This is a genomic window from Streptomyces sp. NPDC050264 (genome assembly GCF_040655895.1).
In the GTDB taxonomy this organism is placed as follows: domain Bacteria; phylum Actinomycetota; class Actinomycetes; order Streptomycetales; family Streptomycetaceae; genus Streptomyces.
Map to the genome: position 1 here is coordinate 1 of NZ_JBFAKV010000061.1, position 9,108 is coordinate 9,108.

Consider the following 9,108-nt stretch of genomic DNA (forward strand, 5'->3'; position numbering starts at 1 on the left):
CGGACGCTTCCTTTGTACTCACCCTCTCGGGCTTTCCTCCGGGCGCTTCCCTTCGTGTTTCCAACCTTACCAGATCCGTTTTCCGTTCCGTTTCCGGTTCGGATTTCATTTCCGATGGCCGTTGGGGGCCTTTGCCTTTCGGCTGACCCGACTTTATCAGAAGTTTTGGGCCGGACTGACCGGCCTTGGTTTTCCGATTTATCGGGAGGGCTTCTCGAAGAATGTTATTTCGTGAAGCGCGCTAGATACTAACCATCGCGGCCGAACTTGTCGAGCTCGGGGCAACTGTTCGAATCTACCTCCCCGGTCGGGCCGTGTCAACGGTCTTTCCGGGGCGAAGAGGAGACTAGCAGCTCAGGAACCCTGCTTGCACATCAGGCGGCGGTCGGCACGACCGCGCTGCGCTCGGCCAGCTCCAGGTCACCGATTTCGCCCGCGCGGGCCGCGCGCCCGCCGAGTACGTAGACGTAGGTCAGAAAGGCGAGTTCGGCCGCGATGCCGATCCCGATGCAGGCCCAGGTCGGGAGGCCTGAAGGGGTGACGAAGCCTTCGATGGCGCCGGAGATGAACAGGACCAGGGCCAGGCCGATGGCCATGCCGATCGCCGCCCGGCCTTCTTCGGCGAGGGCCGTCCTTCGCGTACGGGGGCCCGGGTCGATGACCGTCCAGCCGAGGCGTAGGCCCGTACCGGCGGCTACGAAGACCGCGGTCAGTTCGAGGAGGCCGTGCGGGAGGATCAGGCCGAGGAAGGTGTCGAGTCGGCCGGCCGAGGTCATCAGGCCGATGCCGATGCCGACGTTGAGCACGTTCTGGAAGAGGATCCACAGGACCGGCAGGCCCAGGAAGATGCCCAGGACCAGGCACATGGCGGCAGCTTGCGCGTTGTTCGTCCAGACCTGGGCCGCGAAGGATGTCGCCGGGTGGCTCGAGTAGTACGTCTCGTACTGGCCGCCCGGGCGGGTCATCTCGCGGAGCTCGGACGGCGCGGCTATGGATGCCTGTATCTCGGGGTGCGTGCCTATCCACCAGCCGATCAACGCCGCTATCGCCGTGGAGACAAGGGCGGTCGGGACCCACCAGTGGCGTGCCCTGTAGACCGCTGCCGGGAAACCGTGGGTGAGAAAGCGGGTGACGTCACGCCATGAAGCGTTGCGGGTGCCCGTCACGGCACTACGCGCGCGTGCCACGAGTTGGGTGAGGCGGCCGATGATCCTGGGGTCAGGGGCGCTCGACTGGATGAGGGAGAGGTGCGTGGCCGTGCGCTGGTAGAGGGTCACCAGTTCGTCGGCTTCTGTGCCGGTCAAGCGGCGCCGGCGGCGCAGCAGTGCGTCCAGGCGGTCCCACTCGGCTCGGTGGGCGGACACGAAGACGTCGAGGTCCATCGGGTCTGCTGCTCCTCGCATTCCGGCACCTGTGCGGCGCGATGTGCCCTCAGCTTGGCAGACTGGCGGTTCCGAGGGCAGGTCAGGGAAGGGTGGGTGGCCGGCGTGAGTGAGCTGGTGACGGGCGAGGCCGTGGCATTGGAACTGCGGCCCGCGAAGCTGCCGAGCCGTGCGCTCGCCGTGCTCATCGATCTGGTGGTCGCGTTCTTCGTCTACATCGTCGTGACGATCGCCGTGGTGGCCGCGACCGCTTCGCTGGACGATGCCGCCGCGGCCGCGCTTTCCGTAGCGCTGTTCCTGCTGGTGCTGGTGGGGATTCCGATAGCCGTGGAGACACTGAGCCGCGGGCGGTCGCTCGGGAAGCTCGCGTGCGGGCTGCGGGTCGTGCGGGACGACGGTGGGCCGATCCGGTTCCGTCACGCGTTGGTGCGCGGGGCCGTCGGGGTCGTGGAGATCCTGATGACCTTCGGCGTCGTGGCGTGCATCGCCTCTCTGGTGTCCGCCCGGGGGCGGCGGGTCGGGGACGTGTTCGCGGGGACCCTCGTCGTACGTGAGCGGGTGCCGACCGGGCAGGCGGCGTTCGTGCCGCCTCCGCCGCCGTGGCTCGTGGGGCGGTTCGCGCAGCTGGACCTGTCCGCCGTGCCCGAGGGGCTGTGGCTCGCCGTGCGGCAGTACCTGACGCGGATGCGGCAGTTGGATCCACAGGTCGGATGGGGCATGGCCGAGCGGCTGGCCGCCGACCTCGCCGCGCACACCGGTGCGCCCGCGCCGAGCGATGTGCCGCCCGCGGCGTTCCTGGCCGCGGTGATGCATGAGCGGCAGTCGCGTGAGGCGCAGCGGGCCTTCGGCTCGGTGGGCCAGGTCGGGCAGGTCGGATTCCCCGGGGCGTACGGGGGGCACGGGCAGCCTGGTGTTGTCGTGCCGCCGGCCACGGCTCCGTTTGCGCCGCCCGCTCCTGCTCCCTCATCCGTGGCGCCGCCGGCCGGGAACCCGGCGTCGGAGACCGGGAGTTCCGAGCCGCCTGCCACTGGGTTCGCCCCGCCCGCCTGACGTCGCCGCGCGCTCCGGGCGCTTCAGCTGAACGTCGAGGGCGGTGTCTCGAGGCCCTCGAGCTCGATGCCGGGGGCCGCCAGGACCACGTCGCCGCTGATGTGGACGGTGTGCTGCTCCCCCGTGTCCAGGGCGCTGACCTGGTATTCGTCCACGGTCAGCGGTCCGTTGTCAGTGGCGTGTGCTTCGCTGTTCAGCAAGGTCCAGGACTGGTCCAGAGTGCGGGGGGCCAGGACGGGATCCGTGAGTGCGACGAGGCGGACACGGGTCGAGGGGGAATCGGGCGTGAGGCGCAGCAGACGCGCGGTGGCGACGAGGAACGCGGGGGACGTGCCGGTGAAGGCATGGGCGGGGGCGTTTCCCTCGGTGGCGTGGGTGCCGGTGGGGTCGGTGCGTACCCAGGTGACGCCGTCGATGGCGGCTCCCCTCACCTGCCAGCTCGCGGCGTTCACTTCGAGGCGGATGGGGCGGCCGAGTTCGTCGAGGGCGAGGTCGATCGAGCCGGCGTGGTCGCCGGAGGGGGTGGTCCGTTGGGCCACGTAGCGCCAGCCCGAAGGGCCCGGTGCGCAGTGGAAGTGCTCTTCACCGAGGGGGGTGTGATCGTGCGGATCATGGAGCGAATATCGGCCGCGGGGCATGGGGTTCGCAGGGTCCTCTGGCTGGCTTGATGACGGCGGCCGCCGGTCGCGGGTTTCCGGCCGTGCGGTCTGCGGGCGTCGAAGGACGTGTCCACCGTAGCCAGCGGTGTGGCCGGGTACGGGACAGGCCCCCGGCACGGGGGTGCGGGGGCCTGTCCTGTCAGCCTGCGTCTGCGACCGGCATGGCGCGCGTGGTGCGCCTGCTGCTCAGTATCAGTAGCGGTAGTGGTCCGACTTGTACGGGCCGTCGACCTCGACACCGATGTACGCGGCCTGCTCGGGGCGGAGCGTCGTCAGCTTCACGCCGAGCGAGTCCAGGTGCAGGCGGGCGACCTTCTCGTCCAGGTGCTTGGGCAGCACGTAGACGTCGGTCGGGTACTCGGACTGCTTGGTGAACAGCTCGATCTGCGCGAGGGTCTGGTCCGCGAAGCTGTTGGACATCACGAACGACGGGTGGCCGGTCGCGTTGCCCAGGTTCAGCAGACGGCCCTCGGACAGCACGATGATGACCTTGCCGTCGGGGAACGTCCACGTGTGGACCTGCGGCTTGACCTCGTCCTTGACGATGCCGTCGATCTTCGCGAGACCGGCCATGTCGATCTCGTTGTCGAAGTGGCCGATGTTCCCGACGATCGCCTGGTGCTTCATCCTGGCCATGTCCGAGGCCATGATGATGTCCTTGTTGCCGGTCGTCGTGACGAAGATGTCGACCTTGTCGACGACCTCGTCGAGCGTCGTGACCTGGAAGCCGTCCATCGCCGCCTGCAGCGCGCAGATCGGGTCGACCTCGGTGACGATGACACGGGCGCCCTGGCCGCGCAGCGACTCCGCGCAGCCCTTGCCGACGTCGCCGTAACCGCAGATCAGGGCGGTCTTGCCGCCGATCAGGACGTCCGTGGCGCGGTTGATGCCGTCCACCAGCGAGTGGCGGCAGCCGTACTTGTTGTCGAACTTCGACTTCGTCACGGCGTCGTTCACGTTGATCGCCGGGAAGAGAAGCGAGCCCTCGCGCTGCATCTCGTACAGGCGGTGCACGCCCGTCGTGGTCTCCTCCGTCACGCCGCGGATCTCCGAGGCGAGCTGGGTCCACTTCTGCGAACCGTTCGAGATCGTGCGGTTCAGGAGCTGGAGGATGACGCGGTGCTCGTCGGACTCGGCGGTGTCGACCGAGGGGACCTTGCCGTCCTTCTCGTACTCGACGCCCTTGTGGACGAGGAGGGTGGCGTCGCCACCGTCGTCCAGGATCATGTTCGGGCCGCCGGTGGGGGTGTTCGGCCAGGTCAGCGCCTGCTCCGTGCACCACCAGTACTCGTCCAGGGTCTCGCCCTTCCAGGCGAAGACGGGGACGCCCTGGGGGTTGTCGGGCGTGCCGTTCGGGCCGACGGCGATGGCCGCGGCGGCGTGGTCCTGGGTGGAGAAGATGTTGCAGGACGCCCAGCGGACCTCGGCGCCCAGGGCGACCAGGGTCTCGATGAGCACGGCCGTCTGGACCGTCATGTGCAGGGAGCCGGTGACGCGGGCGCCGGCGAGCGGCTGCGTGGCGGCGTACTCCTTGCGGATCGACATCAGGCCGGGCATCTCGTGCTCGGCCAGCGTGATCTCCTTGCGGCCGAACTCGGCCAGGGAGAGGTCGGCGACCTTGAAGTCCTGGTCCTGCCGGTTGGCGACAGAAGTCATAAGTGAGCTGCTCCTCGGTGCAGTTGCGATCGGTCGAGGTGGGCTTGGTGCGCATGCCCACGATCGGGTACGCGCATGGCTGATCTGCGGCGTCCTGGGACACACGTGTCCCCGGGCACTCACAGCACAGTCCGTCGGAGGCCCTCTCTCCCTCGGCCGGCCCGTCCCGCGGGCCGCCCGACCGCCATCAGCAGCGACGTCTGACTCATGACGAATCTACACCGATCGGCCCAGCCGGCCCCACCCCGTCCCCGTTCCGCCGCGGAGAAATCAGTGCTCCGGCGCCGGCGTCGGGCCGCCCGGCATGGCCTCGCGGTCGGGGCCCTTCGCGGCCTCGGTCTCGCTGTAGATGTCGGGTTCGAGGTAGATGACGCGGGCGATCGGGACGGCGGCGCGGATACGGGCCTCGGCCTCGTTGATGGCGCGGGCGACCTCGGCGGCGGTGTCGTCGTGCTGGACGGCGATCTTCGCGGCGACGAGGAGTTCCTCGGGGCCGAGGTGGAGCGTGCGCATGTGGATCAGACCGGTGACGGTGGAGCCGTCGACGACGGCCTCCTCGATCTTGCGCACCTCGTCCGTGCCGGCGGCCTCGCCCAGCAGGAGCGACTTCGTCTCCAGGGCGAGGACGATCGCGATGGTGATGAGCAGGAGCCCGATGCAGAGTGTGCCGATGCCGTCCCAGACCGCGTCGCCGGTGGCGAGGGTGAGGCCGACGCCCAGGAGCGCGAGGACCAGACCGATGAGCGCGCCGAAGTCCTCCAGGAGGACGACGGGCAGTTCGGGCGCCTTGGCGCGCTTGATGAACTGGCTCCAGGTGAGCTTGCCGCGCAGCTGGTTGGACTCCTTGATGGCTGTCCGGAAGGAGAAGCCCTCGGCGATGATCGCGAAGACGAGGACGCCGACCGGCCAGTACCAGTGCTCCAGGTCGTGCGGGTGCCTGATCTTCTCGTAACCCTCGTAGACGGCGAACATGCCGCCGACGGAGAAGAGGACGATCGATACGAGGAAGGCGTAGATGTAGCGCTCGCGGCCGTACCCGAAGGGGTGCTGCGGAGTCGCCTCGCGCTTTGCCTTCTTGCCACCGACGAGGAGCAGGAACTGGTTGCCGGAGTCGGCGAGTGAGTGGACCGCCTCGGCGAGCATCGACGAGGAGCCACTGAAGAGGAACGCCACGAACTTCGATACCGCGATGGCGAGATTGGCGGCGAGCGCCGCCACGATCGCCTTTGCTCCGCCTGAAGCACTCATGTTGTTCCTGGTGTCCCTTCGTACGTCCCGTGCTGCTGCGTGAGAGTCTGCCGCTTTGCCCGGCCTTTGCGGTGGGTCATTGTTGCAGCACGGGACGCGCGGGGCAGGAGTCAGGCCACGACGGTCGCCCGGAAAACCGTGCCGACTCCGGACACTTCGACCTTTTCGCCCGCGGGGACGAAGGCGGAGTCGCCGGGTGCGAGGGCGAGTTCGCCCGCGCGGACCGAGCCGGCCGTGCAGAGCAGGATCTGCGGTGTGGTGGCCGTGAGGTCGTGCGCGGGGGCGTCCTCGGGCCGTACGAAGCGGGAGAGGCGGAACTCGTCGATGGGGGTGTCGTAGAGCTCCTCGCCGTCCGGGGAGGCCTCCGGGCGCAGGACGCCGGGGTCGGTGGCCTCGAAGCGGACGATGCGCAGCAGTTCGGGGACGTCGACGTGCTTGGGGGTCAGGCCGCAGCGCAGGACGTTGTCGGAGTTGGCCATGATCTCGACGCCCAGGCCGTTCAGATACGCGTGCGGGACGCCCGCGCCGAGGAACAGGGCCTCGCCGGGCTGCAGTTGTACGTAGTTGAGCAGCATCGCGGCGATGACGCCCGGGTCGCCGGGGTAGTGGTGGGCGATGCCCGCGTACGGCTCGTACACGCCGCCGAGGCGCTGGGCGGCGTCCGTGGCGTCGGCGACGGTCCGCGCCATCTGGTCGCGGTCCGCGCTCAGCACGGCGGTGAGGACCTCGCGCAGCGCGGCCTCTTCGGGGTGGGCGCGCAGCAGGTCGGCGTACGGCTTGAGGCTGTCGACGCCGAGGCCTTCGAGCAGGCCGGCGGCCTCCTCGGGGGCGCGGAAGCCGCACAGGCCGTCGAACTCGGTGAGCGCGCAGATCAGCTCGGGCTTGTGGTTGGCGTCCTTGTAGTTGCGGTCGGGCGCGGTGATCGGGACGCCCTTCGCCTCTTCCTCGGCAAACCCCTCCTTCGCCTGCTGGAGGTCGGGGTGCACCTGGAGGGAGAGGGGCGCACCCGCGGCGAGGAGTTTGAGGAGGAACGGCAGGCGGGGGCCGAACTTCGCGACGGCCGCCTCGCCGAGCTGTCCCGCCGGGTCCGCGTCGATGACCTCGTCGAGCGGGCCGCGCCCGGTGTGCGAGGGGGCGCCGGGGTGGGCGCCCATCCACATCTCTGCCTGGGGTTCGCCGGTCGGCTCGGCGCCGACGAGGTGCGGGATGGCGGTGGTGGAGCCCCAGGCATAGGGGCGGACGGTGTTGGTGAGGCGGTCCATGAGGCGTTCTTCTTCCGTACGTACGCGGGGTGCGCGGTGCTGCGGCGGTGGCAGGGCCGCGGCAGGTGGCGGTGCGAGCGGTGGCCGGGCGTCGTCGGCCGGCCGGCCGGGTACAGGGTCGGGTCCGGGTCACGTCCCGGAGGCGAGCCCCAGGTAAATGGCGGCGAAATCCGTGACGGCGATCAGCTCGGCGAGGGCTTCGAGTTCGGTGCCCTCCTCCGGTTCCAGTTCGCTGATCGCGGTGTCGTTCGCCCCGGCGAGTTCGCGGGCGGCCGGGGCGGCGGAGAGGCCGCCGGCGGGCCGGTCCCGGAGCAGGACGACACGGGCGCGCAGTCCCTGGCCCTCGTCGACGCGGTCGCGGAAGAAGTCGTCGGGGGCGGCGCTCGCGGCGAGGTCGCTGGTGAGGAGCGCGCCGTGGGCGGGCAGCGCCTCGGGCAGGTCGGCGGCGAGTGCGGGCCGTCCGGCCAGTTCGGCGAGGGCGGCGGCGAAGCGGCGGCCCGCCGGGCCAGCGCCCGCGCCCTCGGTCCAGATCAGCGGGAGTGCCTCGGCGAGTTCGGAGGCGAGAGTCTTGGCCGGGTTGCTGTACGTGGCGATGGCCGGGCCGCAGCGCTCGGCGGTGCGGTCGAGGCGGTCGGCGACCTTCTGCAGGGTGTCGGCCGGCGCGGAGAGCACCCCGGTGCGGTCCAGGAGCGCGAGGAGGGGGGTCAGCAGGGCCCAGAGCGTGCCGGGCGCGGAGGCCGTGGCCGATTCGTTCTGCTCGTACGGGGCTGTCGCCATCGGCACGAACAGGCCGTGCGCGCCGGCGACGCCCTCGGTCAGCGGGGCGCCGGTGGGGCATACGGCGACGACGGTGACGCCGCGCCGGTACGCCTGCTCGACCAGGAGCGAGAGGCTCGGCTCGGTGCCGCCCGGGGAGGCGATCAGGAGCAGGTCGACCGGTCCTGCCCAGCCGGGCAGCTCCCAGCGCAGGGCGCCCGCGGCGGGGGCGACGCCGGTGGGGCGCAGCCGGATCACCGGGCAGGCCGCGCCGGCCAGCCGGCCGAGCAGGTCGGCGACACCGGCGGCCGCGGTGCCGGGGCCCGCGATCAGGACGGCGCGCGGGCGGCCGTCCGGTTTGAGCTCGGTGATGCCGGCCTCGGCCGCGTGCCGGGCCGCCGTGCGGACGCGGGCGCCCGCCTCCGCGGCGCCGCGCAGCAGCCCACGGCGGTCGGCCCTGGCCAGCGCCTCCGTGTCGTCCAGGAGCGTTTCGTCGAACATCGCGTCGGGCCTCCTGCTCGCGGGGACGGTTACGCGGGGCGGCGGGCCTCGTCGACCAGGAGGACGGGGATGCCGTCGCGGACCGGGTAGGCCAGACCGCAGTCGTCGCCGGTGCAGATCAGCTCGGCGTCGGCCTCCTTGAGGGGGGCGTGGCAGGCCGGGCAGGCGAGGATCTCCAGGAGGCCGGCTTCGAGCGGCATGGGGGGTCCCTTCGGGGTGCGGGGTTTTTTGAGCACCGGGTGGTGCGGTTCAGCCCGGTCAGCGTACCGCCGCTGCGCTGCGCCGGGCTTGGGCGACAAGGGGGGCACGACGGGGTTCTGGTGCGGAGTGGCAGCGGTGGACGCGGTTGCCGCGTGGCCGGGTGCGGGGCCGGGCCGGCCGTCGGGATGGGTGAGTGGCCGCCGCTGGAAGCGTTATGCCCTGATGATCGCCAGTGCCTCGTCCCGGATTTTTTCCATCAGCGCCGCGTCCCGGGCTTCCGCGTTCAGGCGGAGCAGGGGCTCGGTGTTGGAGGGGCGGACGTTGAACCACCAGTCGGTGGAGGTGACGGTGAGGCCGTCGAGTTCGTCCAGGGTGATGTCGTCGCGGTCGCCG

9 protein-coding genes and 1 pseudogene are annotated in these 9,108 nt (G+C 70.7%); 2 read left to right on the forward strand and 8 right to left on the reverse strand.

The window, feature by feature from the left end; all coding sequences use genetic code 11:
* Positions 1 to 235: hypothetical protein (locus AB0J02_RS43365; RefSeq protein ID WP_363199440.1), on the forward strand; the 235-nt coding region annotated here is incomplete at its 5' end.
* Positions 236 to 374: 139 nt separating this feature from the next.
* Here AB0J02_RS43365 and AB0J02_RS43370 read toward each other — a convergent pair.
* A complete protein-coding gene (locus AB0J02_RS43370; RefSeq protein ID WP_363199447.1) occupies positions 375 to 1,382 on the reverse strand; it encodes a stage II sporulation protein M in 1,008 nt (335 codons plus the stop codon).
* Between the two features lie 105 nt (positions 1,383 to 1,487).
* Here AB0J02_RS43370 and AB0J02_RS43375 point away from each other — a divergent pair, with 105 nt between their 5' ends.
* Positions 1,488 to 2,432: an RDD family protein gene (locus tag AB0J02_RS43375; RefSeq protein WP_363199448.1), complete on the forward strand. Its 945-nt coding sequence runs from the start codon at positions 1,488 to 1,490 to the stop codon at positions 2,430 to 2,432.
* 23 nt (positions 2,433 to 2,455) lie between these two features.
* Here the strand turns inward: AB0J02_RS43375 and AB0J02_RS43380 are convergent, their stop codons facing one another.
* The 7 genes and pseudogenes from AB0J02_RS43380 to manB form a co-directional block, all read right to left on the reverse strand.
* Entirely contained in the window at positions 2,456 to 3,070 is a 615-nt protein-coding gene (locus AB0J02_RS43380) for a hypothetical protein (protein ID WP_363199441.1), read from the reverse strand.
* A 213-nt stretch (positions 3,071 to 3,283) separates the two neighbouring features.
* Complete coding sequence (gene ahcY, locus AB0J02_RS43385; protein ID WP_363199442.1) at positions 3,284 to 4,747, reverse strand: adenosylhomocysteinase; 1,464 nt, start codon at positions 4,745 to 4,747, stop codon at positions 3,284 to 3,286.
* 270 nt (positions 4,748 to 5,017) lie between these two features.
* Positions 5,018 to 5,995 (reverse strand): cation diffusion facilitator family transporter, encoded by a 978-nt coding sequence (locus AB0J02_RS43390; protein ID WP_363199443.1) that lies wholly within the window; start codon positions 5,993 to 5,995, stop codon positions 5,018 to 5,020.
* Positions 5,996 to 6,105: 110 nt separating this feature from the next.
* On the reverse strand, positions 6,106 to 7,257 hold the full coding sequence (gene manA / locus AB0J02_RS43395; RefSeq protein ID WP_363199444.1) for a mannose-6-phosphate isomerase, class I: 1,152 nt from the start codon (positions 7,255 to 7,257) through the stop codon (positions 6,106 to 6,108).
* A 129-nt stretch (positions 7,258 to 7,386) separates the two neighbouring features.
* The gene (locus AB0J02_RS43400) at positions 7,387 to 8,514 is read right to left on the reverse strand and encodes an SIS domain-containing protein (RefSeq protein WP_363199445.1); all 1,128 of its coding nucleotides are present in this window, start codon (positions 8,512 to 8,514) and stop codon (positions 7,387 to 7,389) included.
* Between the two features lie 29 nt (positions 8,515 to 8,543).
* Positions 8,544 to 8,714, reverse strand: a complete 171-nt coding sequence (locus AB0J02_RS43405) for a Trm112 family protein (protein ID WP_363199446.1) — start codon at positions 8,712 to 8,714, stop codon at positions 8,544 to 8,546.
* 213 nt (positions 8,715 to 8,927) lie between these two features.
* Positions 8,928 to 9,108, reverse strand: a pseudogene (gene manB, locus AB0J02_RS43410) (phosphomannomutase/phosphoglucomutase); the annotation flags it as partial.

Excerpts from the sequence above, each read along its gene's own strand:
- AB0J02_RS43370 (WP_363199447.1), bottom strand. The coding sequence starts at position 1,382 with ATGGACCTCGACGTCTTCGTGTCCGCCCACCGAGCCGAGTGGGACCGC.
- AB0J02_RS43380 (WP_363199441.1), bottom strand. The coding sequence starts at position 3,070 with ATGCCCCGCGGCCGATATTCGCTCCATGATCCGCACGATCACACCCCC.
- ahcY (WP_363199442.1), bottom strand. The coding sequence starts at position 4,747 with ATGACTTCTGTCGCCAACCGGCAGGACCAGGACTTCAAGGTCGCCGAC.
- AB0J02_RS43390 (WP_363199443.1), bottom strand. The coding sequence starts at position 5,995 with ATGAGTGCTTCAGGCGGAGCAAAGGCGATCGTGGCGGCGCTCGCCGCC.
- manA (WP_363199444.1), bottom strand. The coding sequence starts at position 7,257 with ATGGACCGCCTCACCAACACCGTCCGCCCCTATGCCTGGGGCTCCACC.
- AB0J02_RS43400 (WP_363199445.1), bottom strand. The coding sequence starts at position 8,514 with ATGTTCGACGAAACGCTCCTGGACGACACGGAGGCGCTGGCCAGGGCC.
- AB0J02_RS43405 (WP_363199446.1), bottom strand. The coding sequence starts at position 8,714 with ATGCCGCTCGAAGCCGGCCTCCTGGAGATCCTCGCCTGCCCGGCCTGC.